Raw genomic sequence first — 21,201 nt, 5'->3', positions numbered from 1 at the left:
GGGCGAACATGAAGCCCTGGACGAGGTCGCAGCCCATGTCCATGAGGCGTTCGAGCTGGGCCTCCTGCTCCACGCCCTCGGCAACCGTGATGAATTCGAAATGCCGCGCCATGTCGATCACGGTGCCGGTGAGGCGCTGGTCGGCGGGATTGGCGTGGAGCTCGCGGATGAAGGCACGGTCGATCTTGAGCACCGAGACCGGCAAGGCCTTGAGGTAGGCGAGCGAGGAATGCCCGGTGCCGAAGTCGTCGATCGCGATGCGGAAGCCCGCGCGCGCGAGGTGGTCGAGGTGGCGGGCGGCGAGCGCCATGTCCTGCATCAGGCCGGATTCGGTGACCTCGAGCTCGAGCGCCGCGGGCGGCACGCCGCTGGCCTCGACCTCGGCGACGAGGCGCTCGGCGAAGTCCGGCTGCATGAGCTGCTGGGTCGATACGTTGATCGCCATGCCGAATACGTCGGCGACGCGCCTCGCCTCGCGCCAGCGCCGCAGCGTGGCGAGCGCGGCGCGCACGACCCAGCCGCCGATCGCGAGGATCTCGCCGCTGGCCTCGGCGATGGGGACGAACTCGGCGGGCGAAACGCGTCCGTAGGCGCTGCTGTCCCAACGCAGCAGGGCCTCGACGCCGACGATGTCGCCGCTGCACAGCTCCACCTTGGGCTGGTACACCAGCGAGAACTCGTCGCGCCCGACCGCGCCGCGCAAGGCCTCGCGGATGCCGTTGCGGCGCTGCATCCGCGTCTCGAGCTCGGCCTCGTAGGCCTGCCACTGCCCCTCGCCTGCGGGCAGCGCGAGCGCCGCCATGCGCACGAGCTGCTCCGGGCTGCGCTCGTCCGCCTCGGCGGCGATGCCGATGCGCAGACCGAGGTGCAGCCGCATGTGTTCGACCTCGACCGGCGGGCGGAAGCCGGCGAGCAGCCGCTCGGCGAGCGCGCCGGTCGCGCCCCTCGCCGGAGCACAGTCGCACAGCAGGACCCACTGCGTGCTGTTCCACACCGCGAGGAAGCCCTCCGGGACGCATTCGCGCAGCCGCCGCGCTGCCGCGCGCGCGAGCTCGTCGGCCACGCCGAAGCCGTGCAGGCGCGAAACCTCGTCCATGCCCTCGATCGACAGGAAGAGCACCGCGGCGTCACGCCGCGCCGCCAGCCATGCACCGAGCTCGTCGAGCAGCGACAGCCGGTTGGGCAGGCCGGTGAGCGGATCGTGGCGCGCGCGCGCGACGAGTTCCTGCGTGCGTTCGGCGACCAGCGCTTCGAGCAGTTCCGCGCGTTCGGCGCGCTCCTTCATCAGGCGCTGCATGTGCAGGACGTTGCGGATGCGTTGCAACACCTCGACCTGGTCGAAGGGCTTGGTGAGGAAATCGCGCGCGCCGAGTTCGAGCGCGCGGTAACGGGTGGCATCGTCGATCTGCGCGGTGAGGATGATGACCGCCGGCGCCTCCGCGCCGCCCGCCGACAGCCGCTCCATGAGCTCGAGGCCGTTCAGGTGCGGCATGCGCACATCGAGCAGGATGAGGTCGGGCGCGTGCTCCGCCACCCGCGCCGCCACCCTGCGCGGGTCGGTGATGCCTTCGAGACGCAGGTAGCCCGCGTCTTCGAGCAGGGCGAGCAGCAGCTCGACGTTGGCGGGGTTGTCGTCGACGATCAGGATGTCGGCGTCGGCCTGCATGGGGACGCGATCAGTCATCGCTGCTCCTGTGTTCGAGGATCTGCCCGAGGCGCGCGACGAGGGCAGGAACGTCGAAGGGTTTGGTCACGTAGTCGATGAAGCCCGCCTCGCGCGCCTTGCGCACGGTGTGCGGCGAGGCCGCGGCGGAGATCGCCAGCACCGGGATGTGTGCGGTGAGCGGGTTGCGCGCGAGCAGGGCGCGCGCCTCCAGACCGCTCATGCCGGGCAGGTCGATGTCCATGAGGATGAGGTCGGGCGGATCGGAGCAGGCCGCCTCGATGCCGGCCTCGGCCGAATCCACGCTGTGCAGCACGGCCTGGCCGACGTCCTCGAAGACGTCCTGCATCAGCTGGCGGTTGGCGGGATTGTCCTCGACGTGGAGCACCCGGTGGCGCCGGCTCAGGGCTTGCGGCGCGGCCGCTGCACGCGCCTCGTCGCGGACCGCCGGCACCTGTTCGCACAAGGGCAGCTCGAACCAGAACGCGCTGCCCTCGCCCTCGCGGCTGTGCACGCCGAGCTCGCCGTGCATCAGATCCACCAGCTTGCGGGTGAGCGCGAGCCCGACGCCGGTGCCCTCGACGCTGCCGGACTCGGCGCCGAGGCGGTTGAAGGGCTGGAAGAGTTCGCCCAGCCGGCCCGCCGGGATGCCGATGCCGGTATCGACGACGCCGATCCGGCAGCGCCCGCCGACCGCCTCGCAGCGCACCTCGACCGCGCCGCCGGGGCGGTTGTACTTGATCGCGTTGCCAAGCAGGTTGATGAGGATCTGCTTCACCCGGGTGTAGTCGCCCGTGAAGCGCAGCGCGCAGGCCTGCGCCGGCGGCAGCGCCAGCGCGATGCCCTGCTGCTCCGCGAGCGGGAGGACGATCTGGGCGGCGTCCTCGATCACGTCGTGCGCGAGCATGGGCTCGAGCGAGACCTGCAGCCTGCCCGACTCGATGCGGGCGAGATCGAGCACCTCGTTGATCAGCTGCAGCAGGTGCCTGCCACTGCGGGCGATCTGCTCGACCTGGCGGAGCTGGCGCTCGGACAGCGGCTGGCGGCCGTTCTGCAGCAGCTGGGCGAAGCCGAGGATGGCGTTGAGCGGCGTGCGCAACTCGTGGCTCATCGAGGACAGGAACTCGGTCTTGGCCTGGTTCGCCTTCTCGGCCTGGTCGCGCGCCTGCTGCAGCTCTTCGGTGAAGCGCTGCTGCTCCTTGAACAGGCGGTACAGGTTGATCAGCAGTGCGCAGGTCGAGGTGAAGGGCTTGAGCCAGTCGACCAGCTCGTCCGGATAGTCCTGCGGCGCGTTGGCGATCGCGAACATGCCGATGACCTCGCCGCGGTCCATGATCGGCACGCCGAGGTAGCGCGACAGCGGCGGATGCCCGGGCGGCATCGCGCCGCCGCGCGGATCGGACCGCATGGCGTTGGAGAGCACCACCTCGCCGCGGGCGAAGACGCGCCCGAGCATGCTCGCCGGGTTGCTCAGGCGCATGTCCCCGCGCACCAGCTTGCGCATCAGCCCGCGGGTCTCGTCGTTCCAGGACAGGTCGGTGATGGCGTGGATCTTGAGCGCCGGGCCGCCCTCGCCGTGCTCCACCTCGCCGATCAACCCATACGCGCTGCCGGTGAGCGCGCACAGCGCGTCCTTCAGGAAGCCCCACAGCGTATTGCCCGAGATCAGCGCGTGGTAGTCGGTGAGGCCGCGGTGCAGCACCTCGAGCAGCGCGCGCTCCTGACGCTCGCGCTCGCGCACCTGATGCACGTCGCGCAGGTCGGACAGGATGCCGATGAAGTGGCGGCCCTCGAAGTCGTCCGCCTGCGCGCCCTGGCTCACCTCGCTGACGGTGAGCTGCACCGGGATGTGGCGGCCGTCGCGGTGCAGCGCGTCGACCTCGGTGCCCTTACCGATCACCCGCGCCACGCCGGTGCGCTGGTAGGCCTCGAGATGACCGTCGTGCGCGGAACGGAAGGGCTCGGGCATCAGCATGCGCACGTTGTGCCCGCGCAGCTCCGCCTCTTCGTAGCCGAACAGCGCGCAGGCGAAGCGGTTGACCTCGATGATCCGCCCGCGCCCGTCGATGCGCAGGATGCCGGCGGCCGCGCCCTCGGTGATGGCCTGGTAGCGCGCCGCGATGCGCGCGCTGCGGCGCGCCTCGTCGGCCAGGCGCTGGCGCTTGCGGTGCAGGCGGATCAACTGCTCGGCCTGGCGCGCGAGCAGCCGCAGGCGTGCGCGTTCGGCCTCCTCGAAGCGGCGCGGCACGGTGTCGATGACGCACAGGGTGCCGAGCACGAACCCCTGGTCCGAACGCAGGGGCTCGCCGGCGTAGAAGCGCACCTGCGGCGCAGCGGTGACGAGCGGGTTGTCGGCGAAGCGCGGGTCGCGCGCGGCGTCCTCGACCACCAGGGGCGCGTTGGAGAACACCACATGGGTGCAGAAGGAGACGTCGCGCGGAGTCTGCGCCACGCACAGCCCGTGCGCCGACTTGAACCACTGGCGCGCATCGTCCACGAGCGAGACGAGCGCGATCGGCACGCCGAAGATCGACGCGGCCAGTTGCATCAGGTTGTCGAAGGCGTCCTCGCGGGGCGTGTCGAGTATCGCCAGCGCACGCAGTTCGGCGAGGCGCTCGGGCTCGTCGGCCGGCAGTCCTGGGTCGATCATCGCGGGATCCATGCACGCAGGGTATGCGTAAAGGCATCAGGGTAGCCGCTCTCGCCGATCTGCGCCGTGAGCCAGCGCACGCCCCGGCGCATGCGGCGCGAGACGCCGGGGCCCGGCGCAGCCGCGCAACCGCGTTCGTCGCGGCATGGACGGGGAGGACGAATTGCGCGAGACTGCGCGGTCCCCGGGGGACGGCCTCGGCCGCCGCCGGGTTTCTTCCCTGGCCGCACGGAGATCCTGCCGGCGATGCGTTCGGACGAGCTCGACTTCCACGCGCTGATCGACTTCATGCCCGACAGCGGCGCGATCCGCTTTTGCGGGCGGCGGGCGATCCTCGTCCATGCCGACTCGATGGGCGCGCTGCGCAAGGAGCTGGTCGAGACCCTGGGCAGCGAGATCGCCAAGGTGGTGCTCACGCGCTACGGCTTCAGCTGCGGCTACGAGGATGCCGAGCTGCTTGCCGCCTACATGCATCCGGACAGCCTGGAGGAGTTCATCCTCGGCGGACCGCGCACCCACATGTTCTCGGGCATCGCCGAGGTCGCGCCCGATGCGCTCGAGCTCGACCATGCCAGCGGGCGCTACCGCATGAGCGGGCGCTGGCGGCACTCCTACGAGGCCGAGCAGCACCTGCGCCTGTTCGGTCGCGCCGACGAGCCGGTGTGCTGGACGCTGACCGGCTATGCCTCGGGCTTCGCCTCGCGGGTGCTGCAGGCCGACATGATCTGCGTGGAGACGGCCTGCGAGGGGCGCGGTGATCCCCACTGCGCGTGGACGCTGATGAACGCCAGCGATTGCGCGCCCGAGCTCGCCGGCCTGCGCGAATACTTCAAGCCGCTCAACCTGCGCGACCGCCTCAACCTGCTCGAGAGCCGGGTGCATGAGCGCACCCGCGAGCTCGAGGCCTCCGAGCAACGCTACCGCAACCTCATCGAGGACCTCCCCGAGATGGCGTTCGCGCTGCACGCCTCGGGGCGCCTGCTGCACCTGAACAAGGCGGCGCGCCTGCGCCTCGGGGTGAGCGAGGCGCGGCTGCACGCGCTGCGCCTGAAGGACCTCGTGCTGCCCGACTACACCGCGCGCGCCACCGCCTTCCTCAAGGAGATCGCGGCACGCCGCAGCACCACCACGCTCGACCTGGTGATGCGCGACGCCGCAGGCCTGCCCTTCCCGGTACGGCTGCAGGTCGAGCCCGTGCTCAAGGACGATCGCATCGTGGGCTACAGCGGGCTGGCGCTCGACATCAGCGCCCAGCTCGAACGCGAGCGCGAGCTCACCGAGTACGCGCGCCGCATCGAGTCGCGCGAGCAGCAGATCCAGGACGTGATCAACGAGGCGGTCTATATCCTCGACGGCCAGGGCCGGCTGAGCTTCGTCAACACCCGCATGGCCGAGCTGCTCGGTGCCGCACCCGAGGCGGCGATCGGGCACGCCGTCGGCGACTTCATGCCGGCCTCTTCGGCCGCACGCATCGAGCGCGATTTTGCCCGCCGCATCGCCGGCGAGGCCGGCCGGCCCTTCGAGATCGCGCTCTCCGGACGCGAGGGCAGCAGCGTGGTGCTCGAGGTCAACTCCACCCTCTTCGTCGGCCGCGACGTCGCCGAGGGTGTGATCGGCGTGGCGCGCGACATCACCGCGCGCCGGCAGATGGAGCGCGAGCTCGCGCAGGCCAACCGCCTGAGCGCGCTCGGCCAGTTCGCCTCGGGCGTGGCGCACGAGATCAACAACCCGCTCGGCCTGGTGTCCGGCTATGCCGAGGAACTCCAGGCCCTGCTCGACGAATGCACGCCGCTCGGCGACGACCGGCGGCTCGCGCAGCTGCGCCGCGGACTGGCCACCATCCAGCAGCAGGCCCACCGCTGCAAGGCGATCACCGCCAACCTGCTCGCCTTCTCGCGCCGCCAGAGCGCCAGCCTGGAGACGGTGGACGTGGGCCTCTTCGTCGCCGAACGCCTGGCCTTCTTCAACGACGCCGGCCTCACCCGCGGCGTCGAGCTCGCGGTCGACATCGCACCGGGTCTGCCTCAGGCCGGCACCAGCCCGGCCCTGCTGGAACAGGTGCTGCAGAACCTGATCAAGAACGCCTGCGACGCGATGAACGGCAGCGGGCGCATCGACATCGCCGCACGCGCCGTCGGCGAAGGCATCGAGATCGAGATCGGCGACAGCGGGCCGGGTTTCGCGCCGGGGGTCGCCGAACGCGTGTTCGATCCCTTCTTCACCACCAAGCCACCGGGCAAGGGCACCGGGCTGGGCCTGTCGATCTGCTACGCGATCATCAACGAGCTGGGTGGCCGCATCGCCTGCGGCAACCGCCCCCAGGGCGGGGCCTGGTTCCGCCTGGTGCTGCCGCTTGCGGAAGACGGACCGGGAGCCGCGAAGCATGACTGATCGACCCATCACCGATCGCCACGTCCTCATCGTCGACGACGAGGAGCTCTACCGCGAGCTGCTCGGCGGCCGCCTCGGCCGCCAGGGCTACCGCATCAGCGAGGCCGGCGACGGCGAGGGCGCGCTGCGCTGCATCGAGGGCGGCGGTGTCGAGCTCGCCCTCATCGACATCAAGATGCCGGGCATGGACGGCATCGAGTTGCTCGAGCGCATCAAGCAGCTCGCGCCGCGCACCGAGGTCGTGGTGCTGACCGGCCACGGCAGCATCGACAGCGCGATCGCGGCGATGAAGCTGGGCGCCTTCGACTACCTCACCAAGCCCTACCAGCTCACCGAGCTCGACCTCGTGGTCGCGCGCGCGCTCGAACGCAGCGCGCTCGCGCGCCGCTGCGACGCGCTCTCGGTCGAGGTGGCGCGCCTGCGCAGCCGCGACGACGACGGCATGGTCGGGGACAGCCCGGCGTGGCTGCGGATGCTCGAGCAGGTGCGCCGCGCGGCGGCGCTCGACGTGCCGGTGCTGCTCACCGGCGAGAGCGGCGCCGGCAAGGAGGTGGTGGCCGCCGCGCTGCACCGCTGGAGCCGGCGCGCGGGCGAGGCCTACGTCCCGGTGAACTGCGGCCTGCTCGAAGGCGAGCTGGTCGAGAGCGAGCTCTTCGGCCACAAGCGCGGCGCCTTCACCGGCGCGAGTGCGGACCGCGAGGGCCTGTTCGAGCTGGCGAGCGCCGGCACCCTCTTCCTCGACGAGATCGGCGAGTTGCCGCTCGCCTGCCAGGCCAAGCTGCTGCGCGTACTCGACAGCGGCGAGTTCCGCCCGCTCGGCGCCAGCGCCGTGCGCCGCACCGGCGCACGCGTGATCGCCGCCACCCACCGCGACCTGGAGGCGCTCGTGGCCGCGGGCCGCTTCCGCCACGACCTGCTGTACCGGCTCGACGTCGTCCACATCGTCGTGCCGCCGCTGCGCGAGCGCCGCGAGGACATCCCGCTGCTGGTCGAGCACCTGCTGCACCAGGCGGTGCGGCGCCACCCCGGCACGCCCGCCCCGCGCGTCGAGCCCCAGGCCCTGCAGCGCCTGATCGACTATGCCTGGCCGGGCAACGTGCGCGAGCTGCGCAACGTGGTCGAGCGCCTGCTCGTCTTCGCCGACGGCGACCGCATCGACGCGGCGCGCGTCGATGCCTTGCTGCACCCCGGCGCCAGGACGGTCGCGAGCACTGGCCGGACCGGCTTCGAGCGCATCGTCCCGCTTGCCGAGATGGAGCAGGCCTACCTGCGCTGGGTGGTGGACAAGCTCGACGGCAACGTCAGCGCCGCCGCCACCCGGCTCGGCATCGCGCGCTCGACCATCTACCGCCTGCTGCGCCCGCACGCGGACGAAGGCGCGCGACCGTAAGGGCATGCGGGCACGCCGCAGGGTGTGCCCGTCGCATCCTGCAACACTGTCGCAGGACAGGACGCTCTCCCCGCAACCCGCGTCCGCCGCGGGTCTCGCCCTCTCTTCGCCCCTCCGTGCAGCGCCCTGCCCGGTCCCCGCTGTCGCAAACCGCGACACCTCCCCTGCTGCCGGCGAGGCCGGCACACGCACACGATCCGCGCGATTGTTTGATATTCAACAATTAGACGCTCCCTGGCCCGCCCCTTGCTTTGTACTCCTCCAACGGGGAATCCATACCCCAGCCCAGGAGGAGAACCATGCAGTCGAACAAGATCCGAATCCTCGTCGCCAGCCTCGCGCTGAGCTGTGCCCACATCGCCCTTGCGGCCGATCCCCCCGCCGAGGGGCGCGACCGCACCTACGCCAAGGTGTGCAGCTTCTGCCACGACAAGGGCGTCGGCCCGGCGATCCTCGGTCGCGCGTTGCCCGCGGCCTACATCGAGAACGTCGTGCGCCACGGCTTCCGCGCGATGCCGAGCTTCCGCAGCAGCGAGATCGACAACGCCGCCCTCGCCAGCGTCGCACGCTGGGTGTCGCAATCGCCGGCCTCCAAGGCCTCGACGGCCTCGCCCGCCTCGCCGGCCCCGAGCGCCGCACCCGCCACGAAAGCGCAGTAGGAGCCGACCATGGACAGACGCGAATTCTTCCGCCGGACGGGCGGCGGCATGCTGCTCGGTGCCCCGCTCGCCAGCCTGCCCGCGACCGCGGCGGCGCTGGTCTCGCCTGCGGGCGCGGCGGCTGCGGTCGTGGTGATCGGCCAGGCCGACCGCAGCGGCGCGGTCACCCTCGCGCAACGCCTCGCCGCCGCGCTCGGCCATGGCGGACGGCCGCTGCCGGTGCACGCCCGCGACGCCGCCGCGCTGCGCCGCCCCGAGCAGGTCGACGCGCTGCTCGCGCTGCCGCACGGCACCCGCCTCCTCGGCGTGATGGACGACGCCTCGGCGATCGTCTTCCTGGCGATGGCGTCGAGCCGCGGCGCGCACCTGCTCGCCCACGGCCACCATCGCCTCGCCTCGCAGGGCGCGACCCGCCATACCTGCAGCGCCACCGGCTGCGGCGAGGCGCTCGCCTGGCACGAACCGGCCTCGCATCCGGCCACGCACGTCGAGCGCTTCTACCTCGCCACCCTCGGCGAAACCACCCCGGGCGCACGCACGTCGCTGCCCGCAGTCCCGGGCGGCGACGAAGCGCTCGCCTCCTTCCTGATCCGGCTCTGACCCTCCGGACCACCACCCGAACGCCATTCCCCTGCCTTCCGCACCCGGAGAAACCATGACCACCACCCCGCGCAACGTGCTGCCCAAGGGCGTCAGTGCGAACGACTTCGAACAGGCCCTCGCCCAGATCCGCGCGATCGTCGGCGCCGAATACGTCGTGGCCGAGGACACCGCCCTCGCCCCCTACAACAAGATCATGATGGCCGTGCCCGACGAGCAGCACGCCCCGTCCGCCGCGGTGATGCCCGACAGCGTCGAGCAGATCCAGGCCATCATGAAGGTGCTCAACCAGCACCGCATCCCGGTGTATCCGATCTCCACCGGCAAGAACCTGGGCTACGGCTCGGCCGCCCCGGTCGAGCGCGGCCAGCTGGTCATGGATCTGCGCCGCATGAACCGCATCCTCGACGTCGATGCCGAGCTGTGCACCGCGCTCGTCGAGCCCGGCGTGACCTACCAGCAGCTCTACGACTACCTGCAGGAGAAGAAGCTGCCGCTGTGGTTCTCCTGCCCCGCCCCTTCCGTGATCGCCGGCCCGCTCGGCAACATGGTCGACCGCGGCGTGGGCTACACGCCCTACGGCGAGCACTTCCTGTTCTCGTCGGGCATGGAGGTGGTGCTCGCCGACGGCGAGGTGCTGCGCACCGGCATGGGCTCGATGCCAGGCTCGAACACCTGGCAGGTCTTCAAGTGGGGCTACGGCCCGACGCTGGACGGCATCTTCACCCAGTCGAACTACGGCATCGTCACCAAGATGGGCATGTGGCTGATGCCGGCGCCGCCCGACTACCGTCCCTTCCTGATCCAGTACCCGGAAGACACCGACATCACCAAGATCGTCGACGCGCTGCGCCCGCTGCGCATCGCGATGGTGATCCCCAACGCGGTGGTGATCGCCCACACGCTGTGGGAGGCGCCCTGCACCAAGGTCAATCGCGCCGACTACCACCCGGGCCCGGGCGCGATCAGCGACGAGGCGGTGCAGAAGATCCGCAAGGACCACAACCTCGGCGCCTGGAACGTGTATGCCGCGCTCTACGGCACGCCGGAGACCAACGCGGCGAACTGGAAGATCATCGAGCAGGTGGCCGCGGCCACCGGCGGCACGCTGATCACCGACTCGACCGAACAGGGCGGGCGCGCCACCCAGTACCGCTTCGACCTCATGAAGGGCAAGCCCAACCTCGGCGAATTCGACCTCTACAACTGGCGCGGGGGCGGCGGCTCGATGTGGTTCGCGCCGGTGTCGCAGGCCAAGGGCAGCGAGACGCTCAAGCAGATGCAGCTGGCCAAGGGCATCCTCGCCAAGTACGGCTTCGACTACGTGGGCGAGTTCATCGTCGGTTGGCGCGACATGCACCACGTCATCGACCTGCTCTACGATCGCAGCGATGCCGAGCAGATGAAGAAGGCCCACGCCTGCTTCGACGAGCTGCTGCAGGCCTTCGCCCGCGAGGGCTACGGCGTGTATCGCGCCAATACCGCCTTCGCCGAGAAGGTCGCCGCCACCTACGGACCGGTCAAGCGCGACGTCGAGCGCCGCCTCAAGCGCGCCCTCGACCCCAACAACATCATCGCCCCGGGACGCTGCGGCATCAGCATCTGATCCCCCACCGGCGGCCGTGCGCACGTGCCACGCGTGCGCTGCGGCCGCCCTTGCGCAGAGGAAACCAACGATGAACGAGATCCACCTGCTGATCGGCGGCGAACGTCGCCGCGCCACGGACGGCGCCAGCTTCGAACGCCGCAACCCGCTCGACCACGGCGTCGCCACGCGCGCTCCCGCGGCCACCGCTGCGGACGCGGTGGCCGCGGTCGAGGCCGCCGCCGCGGCCTTCCCCGCGTGGGCCGCCACCGGCCCCGGCGAGCGCCGCGCGCTGCTGATGAAGGCGGCGCACGCGCTCGAGGCGCGCGCCGAGGCCTTTACCGCGGCGATGGCCGCCGAGACCGGCGCCTCGGCGATCTGGGCCGGCTTCAACGTGCACCTGGCGGCCGGCATGCTGCTCGAGGCGGCGGCGCTGACCACCCGCATCGAGGGCAGCATCCTGCCCTCGGACGTGCCCGGCTCGGTGGCGATGGCGGTGCGCCAGCCCGCTGGCGTGGTGCTCGGCATCGCGCCCTGGAACGCCCCGGTGATCCTGGGCGTGCGCGCGATCGCCACCCCGCTCGCCTGCGGCAACACCGTGGTGCTCAAGGGCTCGGAGCTGTGCCCGGCCACCCACGGCCTGATCATCGAGGCGCTGCAGGACGCCGGGCTGCCGGCGGGCGTGGTGAACTTCGTCACCAACGCCCCGGCCGACGCCGGCGCGGTGGTCGAGGCCATGGTCGCGCACCCGGCGCTGCGCCGGGTGAACTTCACCGGCTCGACCCACGTCGGCCGCCTGATCGCGCAGACCTGCGCCCGGTACCTCAAGCCGGCGGTGCTCGAGCTCGGCGGCAAGGCGCCTTTCGTCGTGCTCGACGACGCCGACCTCGACGCCGCGGTGGCGGCGGCCACCTTCGGCGCCTTCGCCAACTCGGGCCAGATCTGCATGTCCACCGAGCGCATCGTCGTCGATGCGGCGGTGGCCGACGACTTCGTCGCCCGCCTGGCGGCGCGCGCCCGCGCCCTGCCCCTGGGCGACCCGCGCAAGGGCCCGGTGGTGCTCGGCTCGGTGGTCGACCAGCGCACGGTCGAGCGCTGCAACGCGCTGATCGACGATGCGCTCGCCAAGGGGGCGACGCTGGTGTGCGGCGGCAAGGCCGACAGCACGCTGATGCCCGCCACGCTGCTCGACCACGTCAGCGCGCAGATGCGCATCTACCACGAGGAGACCTTCGCCCCGGTGAAGGCGATCGTGCGCGTCCAGGGCACCGAGGCCGCCATCGCCTGCGCCAACGACAACCCCTTCGGCCTCGCCGCCGCAGTGTTCGGGCGCGACCTCGCGCGCGCCTGGCAGGTGGCCGGGCGCATCCAGTCGGGCATCTGCCACATCAACGGGCCCACGGTGCACGACGAAGCGCAGATGCCCTTCGGCGGCGTGAAGGATTCGGGCTGGGGACGCTTCGGCGGCCAGGCCGGGATCGAAGCCTTCACCGAGCTGCGCTGGATCACCCTGCAGACGAGCCCGCGCCACTACCCGTTCTGAGGCGCCCGCGGCTCCGGGGCCGCAACCCGAGGCCGCGGCCTGCATCGCATCGCATCGCATTGACAGAAAAACACAGGGAGGAGACTTCATGAACAAGCAGCTTCGCAACGCGGTCCTCGTCGCGCTCGGCGCGCTCGCCGCGGGCACGGCCGGCGCCAAGGAAGGCGGCGACCAGTATCCGAACGGAATCGAGACCTGGTTCGCCGGCGCGGTGCCGCCGCCGGGCAACTACTTCATCAACTACTTCGGCCATTACGGCGGCGACCTCTACAACGGCGAGGGCAAGCGCGTCGCCGGCACCTCCGCGAGCGCCTGGTTCAACGCCTTTCGCTTCGTCAAGGTGAGCGGCATCAAGGTGCTGGGCGGGGACTGGGCGGGCCACGTGATCCTGCCCGTGGTGCACCAGCGCCTGAACCTCGGCGGCGGCAGCGCCTCGGCGAGCGGGCTGGGCGACCTCACCATCGACCCCTTCATCGTCGCCTGGCACCAGGGCGACTGGCACTGGACGGTGGGGCTGGACATCAACCTGCCGACCGGGCGCTACAAGTCGGGCGATCCGCGTACGAGCATCGGGGCCAACTACTGGAGCCTCGAACCGATCTTCGCCTTCACCTGGCTGTCGCAGAGCGGCTGGGAGGTCTCGGCCAAGCTGATGTACAACATCAAGGGCGGCAACGACGACTTCCGCGCAAGCCCCGGCGCGGCGAAGCAGAAATACGACTCCGGCGACGACTTCCACATGGACTACCTCGTCGGGCGCCGCTTCGGCCCCTGGGGCGTGGGCCTGTCGGGCTACTACCTCAAGCAGACCACGGACGACAAGGTCGACGGCACGGTCATCCCCGCCATCCCGGGGGTGTGGTCGCGCGGACGCCGGGGCGAGGTGCTCGCGGCCGGTCCCAGCCTGACCTACTCGACCAAAGGCGGTACGATGCTGATCGCGCAATGGCAGCACGAGTTCGAGCGCGAGAACCGCTTCGGCGGCGACAAGGCGGTGCTCAAGCTGGTAATGCCGTTCTAGCGTGGTCCGGAAGGCGGTGGGCTGGGCGGTGGATCGAAGGTTCGCGGCCCCCGCCCCCGCGGCGACCCCGTGGGTCGGATGCCTGCCGCCGCCACCGCCTTCCGCCCACCGGCGCGCGTATCGGGCGCGCCTTTCCTCCCACGATGAACCACCGCGAACGCTTCCTCGAACTGCAGGCCCTGCTCGCCAGCCACGACGCGCTGTGGCGTCCGCCCGCCTTCCAGGCCGGCCTCCCGCCCTGGTGCTTCGAGCGGCCGGCACTCGCCGCCGAGCTGCGTGCACTCGACGAGGCCACGCTCGAGCAGCTGGTGCAGGAGCCGGACGAGGCCCTGCGCTGGCTCGCCCCCCACCTGCCCGCGCTCCTGCGCAGCGTCGAATTGTGCGCGCTGCCGGCCCTGCCGGCGCGCGCGCTGCCCGAGCCCGACCGCCGCTTCGATGCCGGCGTGCCCGGACGCAAGCGAGCGCAGATCGAAGCTTTTGCCGCGCGTCTGCCCGCCACCGGCCTGCCACTGCTCGAGTGGTGTGCAGGCAAGGGCCACCTCGGCCGCCGCCTGGCGCTCGCCGATGGCGTGCCGGTGCGTTCGCTGGAGATCGACCCGGCCCTGTGCGCGGATGCGGAGCGGCTCGCCGAGCGCAGCCGCTTGCCGCAGCGCGTGGTGTGCGCGGACGCGCTCGATCCCGCCTCCCGCCCTCACCTGCACGGCCATGCGGTGCTCGCGCTGCACGCCTGCGGGGAGCTGCATCGCAGCCTGGTACGCAGCGCCGACCGCGACGACGCGGCCGCCTACGCCATCGCCCCGTGCTGCTACCACCGCGGCGCCAACGGCGGCTATCGGGCACTCGGACGCGACGCCAGCCTCGAGCTCGATGCCGCAACCCTGCGCCTGGCGGTGACCGAGACCGTGACCGCGCCGCGCCACGACCGCCGCCGCCTCGCCCGCGACCAGGCCTGGAAGCTCGGCTTCATCGCGCTGCGCCAGACCGCCGAGGGCGGCCCCGTGCCCCACTTCCGCCCGGTGCCACCAGCCTGGCTGAACGGCAGCTTCGAGGACTTCTGCCGCCGCCTCGCCGAGCGCGAGGGCCTGCGCCTGCCGCCTGCGCTGGACTGGGCGGAATGGGAGGCCGTCGGCGAGCGCCGGCGCGACGAGGTGCGCCGCCTGGAGCTGGTGCGTCATGCCTTCCGGCGCGCGCTCGAGGTGTGGCTCGCGCTCGACCTCGTGCTCGGCTTCGAGGCGCGCGGCTTCACGGCGAGGATCGGCACCTTCTGCGAGCGCGCGCTGACGCCGCGCAACCTGCTGATCCTCGCCAGCCGGCGTGGCGAGGGGCCGCTTCAGCCATAGCGCCGCGCCGCCTCGACCGCGAGGCCGGCGCCGATGCTGCCGTACAGGTCGCCCTCGACGCATCGCGCCCGCGGCAGCTCGGCCGCGATGCGCGCGCGCAGCTGCGGCACGCCGCTCGCACCGCCGGTGAAATAGAGCGTGTCGATGCGCTCCCGGTCGACACCGGAGGCCGCGAGCAGGCCGGCCACGCAGCCGCCGACGCGCTCGACCAGCCCCTGCGTCGCCGCGGTAAAGGCCGCGCGCGAAAGCTCGAGCACCAGCCCGGGCTCGATGCGGTCGAGCGCCACCTGCGTGCGCTCCGCCGCGGACAGCGCGATCTTGGCCTCCTCGACCTGCATCGCGAGCCAATGCCCCTCGCGCAGGTTGATCAGCCGGCACAGGCGATCGAGCTCGGTACGCGCGAGCGCATCGCGGTAGACCTGCTGCAGGTCGGCCCAGACCTGACGGGTGTAGGCGAAATTGATCGTGTGCCAGGCGGCGAGCTGGAAATACACGCTCGCCGGCATCGTGGCCCCGTTGCGCAGGCGGCTGCGGTAGCCGAGCACCGGCATCACGCAGTCCAGGCTCAGGACGCGGTCGAAATCGGTGCCGCCGATGTGGATGCCCGCGTTGCCGAGCAGATCCTCGCGGCGCTCGACGGCGCGGGCGCGCTGCGGCGACAGGCGGACGATGGAGAAGTCGGCCGTGCCACCGCCGATGTCGGCGATCAGCACCAGCTCCTCGCGGCTCAGGGTGCGCTCGTAGTGCAGCGCGGCGCCGATCGGCTCGAACTGGAAGCCGATCTCGCGAAAGCCCACCTGGCGCGCGATGGCCTCGAGCGTGTCCTGGGCCTTGCGGTCGGCGGTCTCGTCCTCATCGACGAAGTGCACCGGGCGGCCGAACACCGCATGGTCGAAGGTGCGCCCCGTCGCACGCTCGGCGCGTGCCTTGAGTTCGCCGATGAAGCTCGCGAGCAGCTCGCGGAAGCCGAGCGCGCGGCCATTCACCTCGGTCTGCCCGTCGATCAGGCTGCTGCCGAGCAGGCTCTTCAGCGCGCGCATCAGCCGCCCTTCGTAGCCCTCGAGGTATTCGGCGAGCGCCGCACGGCCGAACTGGATCGAATCCTCGTCGGCGTTGAAGAACACCGCCGACGGCAGCGTCGCGCGGCCGTCCTCGAGCGGGACGAGGATGGGCGCGTCGGGGCGCAGCCAGCCGACGGTGGAGTTGGAAGTGCCGAAGTCGATGCCGCAGGCGCGGGGAGGCTGGGTCATGGGGTCGCTCGCGGAACGGGATGCACTCGGCGCGCACAAACGGAAAGGTCGCGATTATGCGTCCCGCGCGGCCCGACTGCGAGCGCTCGCGCGGCACGATCTCGCAGGCACCGGCCACGACGATCGCCCGCCCTCGCCGTGCTTCGGGCTAACATCGCCCCGATCCATCACACGAGCACGGCACCATGAACTCCAAGGACACCACGCCCCCCGCCAGCACCTTCTCCACCCCGATCGACGACCGCTATTTCGAGGACTACGTCCCCGGCGCGGTGCATCGCTTCGGCGAGATGCGCGTCACCGCGCAGGAGATCATCGAGTTCGCGCGCCGCTACGACCCGCAGGATTTCCACACCGACCCCGCGAAGGCTGCGGACACCCTCTTCGGCGGTCTGATCGCCAGCGGCTGGATGACCTGCGGGATGATGATGCGGATGTACTCGGAGCATTACCTCACCCACAACGCCAGCCTGGCCTCGCCCGGCATCGACGAGCTGCGCTGGCTCGAGCCGGTGCGTCCGGACGACGTGCTGAGCACGCGGGTCACCATCGTGGAGGCGCGGCGTTCGGCCTCCAAGCCCGACCGTGGCCTGGTGCGCTCGAAGATCGAGGTGCTCAACCAGCACGACAGGGTGGTCCTGAGCATGCTCGCGATGAATCTGATCGGCTGCCGCACCCCCGCCGCGGCCTGAGCTGCGCGGACACAGCGCGGCGGATGCGGACACCGATGGGAGCGGGCGAGCCCCGCGCCCGGCCGCTCACCCGTGCCTGTTCGCTCACCCTTCACGTGCAGCCGCCAGGCACTTCGGCAGTTGCGCCTTCGAGGCGCGCTGGATGCGACACAGCAGCTCCACCGACACCTGCGCGACCCGGTGGCGCTGGCGCAGCTCCTCTTCCAGGCGCAGCAGCAGGCTGGCCGCCATCTCGGCGTCGGCGAGCGCACGGTGGAAGCGGCCGGCGACCGGCAGCCTGGCGTACTCCACCAGTGCGCCGAGCCTGTGGCTGGGGGCAAGCGGAAACAGGCGGCGCGACAGCAGCAGCGAACACACGAAGTCCTGCTTGCGCGCGCGCTCGATGCGAGCGAGCTCGGCATCCCAGAACTTCGCATCGAATGCGGCGTTGTGGGCGACCATGGGGATGCCGCCGATGAAGTCCGCGACCTCGCGCATCACCTGCGCCGCAGTCGGGGCGCTGCGGATCATCGCGTTGGAGATCCCGGTCAGGGATTCGATATGGGCCGGGATGCGCACGCCCGCGTTCATCAGGCTCTGGTAGCGATCCACCACCCGGCCGTCCCGCACGATCACCGCGGCGATCTCGGTCGCGCGGTCGCCCTGCGCAGGCGACAGCCCCGTGGTCTCGAAGTCGATCACCGCCACCGCTTCCATGCCTGCACCCTCCCCGTCTATTGCGGCCACGCCTGCAGGCGGCAGACGTCGCAGTCATCCCAGGGCAGGCAGTCGCACACCCGCGGCAACGCGACGAAGCGGCTGCCGACCTGCACCTTGCCCTCGGCACCGGCAGGCGCGCCTCGCCTCGACGCCGCCGCGTCGTGCGGCATCGGCTGCCACCTCGCGAACACGGCCGGATCGAGGCCGCCGTCGATGTACCAGCGCTTGCGCGCAGCGTCCCAGCGCGCACCGAGCTTTTTCGCCTGGTCCTTTTCGGCGAAGGGCACCTTCAGGTCGTGTCGCATGGGGGTCACCGGGCGGGAAGTTGGAAGTCCGGCACAGGCCGCCGCGGGATGCTTCGGGCGCATCCGCTCTGCGCAGTGTGGACGCAAAAAAGCCCCTTTATGGATCAGGGGCTTGAGTGCTCTGGCGGAGACGGAGGGATTCGAACCCTCGATGCGAGTTTTAGCCCGCATGCTCCCTTAGCAGGGGGACGTATTTCCTTTATTTGCAAGACTTTCAAGGTATTTTTTTGCTTTTTTGGGACACCAATGGGACACTTTGGGACACACAGCTGACATTGTCCCAAAACCGCGAAGGGAGCATGAAGCAGCTGCTTGACGAGGTGAAAAGTGGCGACTTTCGAGAAACGTGGCCCGATGCAGATAAGGGTGAAGATCCGGAAGAACGGTTTCCCCCCGCTTGCACAGACGTTCGCTACAAGGGCGGAGGCAGAGGCATTTGCACGCGTCACTGAACTAGCGATGGAACAAGGTACTTGGCTCGACACGAGGCAATCGGACAAGACGTCCTTCTCCACCCTGGCTAGGATGTACCGCGAGCAGTACGCAAAGGATCACTACCGCGGCGCGGCATGGGAATACAAACTGGACCAGCTCGAGAAGCGCTTAGGAGCTTACGCACTATCTAAGATCACCCCATCCGTAATCGCAAGCTACAGGGACGCCAGGCTTCAGGATGCCGACGCACGCTTCAAGGACAAAAAGAATGCCCCGTGTGTAAGCAGCTCGACAGTCAAGACGGAGCTGGACCTGCTGAGCAAGATATTCGACGTTGCCGAACGAGCCTTTGGAATAACTCTTCCGCAGGGAAATCCGATGCAGCGTGTTCTTCGTCCAAAAGAGAACAAAGGACGGGAGAAAAGGCTGCCGCCCGGAACGGCGGAAGAGAAATCGCTCCTCAAGGCAGCCGCAGAGGACGTCAACAAGTTGCTCGCACCCGCGATAAGACTGTCGATCGAGACAGGTATCCGCCAAGGCGAGCTGCTCAGCCTGTTATGGAATGACGTCTACACGGGCCGTCGACTGATCCTGCTGAGAAATACGAAAAGCGGGGAACCTCGCTCGGTGCCACTCTCCAGCACCGCTGTCGAAATCCTCGAAGGCCTGCGAGAGCGCTCGACTCACGACTCAGGCCGCGTATTCGGCGACATATCGCATCCCACGACGCTTCAGCACGCATTCCATCGGGCATGCTCCGTCGCAGGGATCACCGGTCTGACCTGGCATGACCTCCGCCATGAAGCACTCTCCCGGCTAGGGGAGCGGGGAGATTTGAGCGTGCTTGAGATTGCCGCCATATCGGGCCACAAGAGTCTTCAGACATTAAAGCGATACACCCATTTCGAGGCGGAACGCTTGGCTCGGAAGCTCGGCTAGTAGGGGAATCCGGTCCTCGCTTCGTATCAGACCTACTGAAGAGTCGGGCCGCCCAGTCAGGTCAACCCGAGTTCGGCTTTCAATCGAAGGACGCGAATCTGCGTGCGAGCACCAGCTCGCCCCCCCTCGGCGGCCTCGAGTCGGCTACACATTGCGCGGTGCAAGATCAGCGTCATGATACTAGCGAGTAGCACGAGCACGGCGACTATGCAGACTGCTTGGTCGCCTCATCCACCCGCGCCGATGCGAGCTCCAACACCGCCGCCAGGTCACGCCTCAAGGCCACCTCCAGCGCCGCCGGCACCCGTCCGCCAAAGGCCTCGACCAACTCCGCGTAGTACCACAGCGATCCATCCTTGCCTCCGGTGAAGCGCGTCCACACCGACTCACCGATCTCCGTCAGATCGAGCAGGATTGCCTGCAGGTTGGCCAGCTTGTCGCAGGCAGAGACGAGAACGCCGTCGCCTTCTGCCGCGCGCAGGTGGGCGAGGTATCGCTCCTTCCGCTCGCGCCAGGGGCTTTTCTGCCCCTCGGCATCCGGCAGGCCATCGGTACAGAACTGCACGAGGTCGAGGACCTGGCCACCGAAGGCTTCGCGGATTGGCTCCGCCCACTGCGGACCACCGTCCTCAAGGACGTCATGCAGCAGCGCCGCGATGACTTGGTCCTCGTTGCCACCATAGCGTTGAACCAAAGTCGCCACCGCAACCGGGTGCGTGATGTAGGGCAATGGCAAGCCAAGAGCGTTCTCGGTCCCTTTGCGGATCTGGCCCGCGTGAGCTTCGAGGGCGAGCGACAGGGCGGTGTCGAACTTCTGGGTCATGAAATGGGCTCCTGAGTGGTCGTTTTTTCGATTGGCATTTTCCGACATCCAGGGCTCACCCGGTGCGCCCGCTTCGGTATGCTCTCCGTATTTCACCGAACAGCTTCCCCCATGAACCGCAGCGAACGCTTCTACAGGATCGATCAGTTGCTGACCGCGCGGAAGGTGGTCACGCGACAGGAACTGCTCGATGAGCTCGAAATCTCTTGGGCAACCCTGAAGCGTGATCTCGCCTTCCTGAAGGACCGCTTCAACGCCCCGATCATCCACGACCGGGACGCCGGCGGGTATCGCTTCGCGGAGCCCGGCGTAGGACCGAGTTATGAGTTGCCCGGCCTGTGGTTTAGCGCCGACGAGACCTACGCACTGCTGACGATGCACCGTCTGTTGTCGGACCTGGAACCGCGCCTGCTCGCTCCGCACGTAGCCCCGCTTCTCTCCCGGCTTGAGAGCATCCTCGGCCAGGAGGGCCAGCGCTTTGACGAGATCGCCCAACGGATCCACCTGGCTCGCATCGGTCACCGGTTCAAGGATGCCGAGCATTTCAGCGAGCTCTCGCGGGCACTCCTGCAGCGGCGGCAAGTTCGCATCACCCACTATTCGCGCGAGCGCGACGAGCATACGGCCCGCACCGTCTCGCCTCAGCGGCTCACCTTCTATCGCAACAACTGGTACCTGGAGGCCTGGTGCCACGAACGCGAGGCGCTGCGCCGGTTTTCGGTCGACGCGATCGAGTCGGTGCAAGAACTGGAGGCGCGTGCAACGGAGGTGCCGCCAGAGGCACTCGAAGCAGCCTTCTCCAGCAGCTACGGCATCTATGGCGGATCTGTGGTGCGTCGCGCAGAACTACGTTTCTCGCCCAGGGCGGCACGCTGGGTCGCGCGCGAAGAGTGGCACCCCAACCAGATCGGCACATTCGATTCCGAGGGCCATTACCGGCTCACGCTCCCCTATGCCGATCCGACCGAGCTCGTCATGGACATCCTGCGCCATGGGCACCACGTCGAGGTACTTGCACCCGAGGCCTTACGGGTGCAGGTGCGTGACGAGATCGCGCGGATGGCGCGGCATTACAGCGAATGAAACTCGCGCTGGCGGGCGCAATCGTTGAGCCCGGCCATCGCTAAGCTGAGTCCAAGTCACCGCAGGCGTGAAGCACCGAAAACCAGTGTAGTCACTGACCCGTCGTTTGATCGGCTTTTGTATGACAATCAAT

The 21,201-nt window shown here is 69.7% G+C and carries 17 protein-coding genes; 11 read left to right on the top strand and 6 right to left on the bottom strand.

Annotated features, from left to right (window positions below; genetic code table 11):
• Together PO78_RS17410 and PO78_RS17405 are read right to left on the bottom strand one after the other, a co-directional pair.
• The coding region (locus PO78_RS17410) for a putative bifunctional diguanylate cyclase/phosphodiesterase (RefSeq protein ID WP_052484451.1) at positions 1 to 1,684 on the bottom strand (1,684 nt) is incomplete at its 3' end.
• The gene (locus PO78_RS17405) at positions 1,677 to 4,313 is read right to left on the bottom strand and encodes a GAF domain-containing protein (RefSeq protein ID WP_043745524.1); all 2,637 of its coding nucleotides are present in this window, start codon (positions 4,311 to 4,313) and stop codon (positions 1,677 to 1,679) included. The genes PO78_RS17405 and PO78_RS17410, both read right to left, overlap by 8 nt.
• A gap of 246 nt (positions 4,314 to 4,559) precedes the next feature.
• On the opposite strand from PO78_RS17405, the gene PO78_RS17400 reads away from it, so the two are divergent.
• The 8 genes from PO78_RS17400 to PO78_RS17365 all read left to right on the top strand — a co-directional run bounded on the left by PO78_RS17400 (position 4,560) and on the right by PO78_RS17365 (position 14,842).
• Entirely contained in the window at positions 4,560 to 6,704 is a 2,145-nt protein-coding gene (locus PO78_RS17400) for a XylR N-terminal domain-containing protein (RefSeq protein WP_004319522.1), read from the top strand.
• Positions 6,697 to 8,094, top strand: coding sequence for a sigma-54-dependent transcriptional regulator (locus PO78_RS17395; protein ID WP_004319523.1), 1,398 nt, complete (start codon positions 6,697 to 6,699; stop codon positions 8,092 to 8,094). The genes PO78_RS17400 and PO78_RS17395 overlap by 8 nt, the downstream gene beginning before the upstream one ends.
• Before the next feature lie 299 nt (positions 8,095 to 8,393).
• Entirely contained in the window at positions 8,394 to 8,753 is a 360-nt protein-coding gene (locus tag PO78_RS17390; protein WP_012585215.1) for a c-type cytochrome, read from the top strand.
• 9 nt (positions 8,754 to 8,762) lie between these two features.
• The gene (locus PO78_RS17385; protein ID WP_012585214.1) at positions 8,763 to 9,353 is read left to right on the top strand and encodes a hypothetical protein; all 591 of its coding nucleotides are present in this window, start codon (positions 8,763 to 8,765) and stop codon (positions 9,351 to 9,353) included.
• Positions 9,354 to 9,408: 55 nt separating this feature from the next.
• The gene (locus tag PO78_RS17380; protein ID WP_004328373.1) at positions 9,409 to 10,959 is read left to right on the top strand and encodes an FAD-binding oxidoreductase; all 1,551 of its coding nucleotides are present in this window, start codon (positions 9,409 to 9,411) and stop codon (positions 10,957 to 10,959) included.
• 70 nt (positions 10,960 to 11,029) lie between these two features.
• Positions 11,030 to 12,481 carry an aldehyde dehydrogenase family protein gene (locus tag PO78_RS17375; RefSeq protein ID WP_012585212.1) on the top strand — a complete coding sequence of 484 codons (1,452 nt, stop codon included), beginning with the start codon at positions 11,030 to 11,032 and terminating at the stop codon, positions 12,479 to 12,481.
• 88 nt (positions 12,482 to 12,569) lie between these two features.
• A complete protein-coding gene (locus tag PO78_RS17370; RefSeq protein WP_012585211.1) occupies positions 12,570 to 13,502 on the top strand; it encodes a SphA family protein in 933 nt (310 codons plus the stop codon).
• 143 nt (positions 13,503 to 13,645) lie between these two features.
• Complete coding sequence (locus PO78_RS17365; RefSeq protein ID WP_012585210.1) at positions 13,646 to 14,842, top strand: methyltransferase; 1,197 nt, start codon at positions 13,646 to 13,648, stop codon at positions 14,840 to 14,842.
• On the opposite strand, the gene PO78_RS17360 is transcribed toward PO78_RS17365, so the two are convergent.
• Positions 14,833 to 16,092: an Hsp70 family protein gene (locus PO78_RS17360; RefSeq protein ID WP_043745518.1), complete on the bottom strand. Its 1,260-nt coding sequence runs from the start codon at positions 16,090 to 16,092 to the stop codon at positions 14,833 to 14,835. The two genes, PO78_RS17365 and PO78_RS17360, sit on opposite strands and share 10 nt — an antisense overlap.
• Positions 16,093 to 16,277: 185 nt before the next feature.
• On the opposite strand from PO78_RS17360, the gene PO78_RS17355 reads away from it, so the two are divergent.
• Positions 16,278 to 16,784 carry a MaoC family dehydratase gene (locus tag PO78_RS17355; RefSeq protein ID WP_043745514.1) on the top strand — a complete coding sequence of 169 codons (507 nt, stop codon included), beginning with the start codon at positions 16,278 to 16,280 and terminating at the stop codon, positions 16,782 to 16,784.
• An 84-nt stretch (positions 16,785 to 16,868) separates the two neighbouring features.
• Here the strand turns inward: PO78_RS17355 and PO78_RS17350 are convergent, their stop codons facing one another.
• Together PO78_RS17350 and PO78_RS17345 are read right to left on the bottom strand one after the other, a co-directional pair.
• Positions 16,869 to 17,480 (bottom strand): 3'-5' exonuclease, encoded by a 612-nt coding sequence (locus tag PO78_RS17350; RefSeq protein ID WP_004316696.1) that lies wholly within the window; start codon positions 17,478 to 17,480, stop codon positions 16,869 to 16,871.
• 17 nt (positions 17,481 to 17,497) lie between these two features.
• A complete protein-coding gene (locus tag PO78_RS17345; RefSeq protein ID WP_043745511.1) occupies positions 17,498 to 17,788 on the bottom strand; it encodes a DUF5710 domain-containing protein in 291 nt (96 codons plus the stop codon).
• Between the two features lie 327 nt (positions 17,789 to 18,115).
• On the opposite strand from PO78_RS17345, the gene PO78_RS17340 reads away from it, so the two are divergent.
• Positions 18,116 to 19,162: an integrase gene (locus PO78_RS17340; protein WP_043745510.1), complete on the top strand. Its 1,047-nt coding sequence runs from the start codon at positions 18,116 to 18,118 to the stop codon at positions 19,160 to 19,162.
• 205 nt (positions 19,163 to 19,367) lie between these two features.
• On the opposite strand, the gene PO78_RS17335 is transcribed toward PO78_RS17340, so the two are convergent.
• Positions 19,368 to 19,985 (bottom strand): HD domain-containing protein, encoded by a 618-nt coding sequence (locus PO78_RS17335; RefSeq protein WP_043745507.1) that lies wholly within the window; start codon positions 19,983 to 19,985, stop codon positions 19,368 to 19,370.
• A 111-nt stretch (positions 19,986 to 20,096) separates the two neighbouring features.
• Here PO78_RS17335 and PO78_RS17330 point away from each other — a divergent pair, with 111 nt between their 5' ends.
• On the top strand, positions 20,097 to 21,068 hold the full coding sequence (locus PO78_RS17330; RefSeq protein ID WP_043745505.1) for a helix-turn-helix transcriptional regulator: 972 nt from the start codon (positions 20,097 to 20,099) through the stop codon (positions 21,066 to 21,068).
• The last annotated feature ends 133 nt before the right edge of the window (positions 21,069 to 21,201 follow it).

The organism is Thauera sp. SWB20 (genome assembly GCF_000831325.1).
GTDB classification, from domain to species: domain Bacteria; phylum Pseudomonadota; class Gammaproteobacteria; order Burkholderiales; family Rhodocyclaceae; genus Thauera; species Thauera aminoaromatica.
The sequence above is the reverse complement of the archived record's forward strand: the minus strand, read 5'-3'. Positions and strand labels throughout refer to the sequence as shown.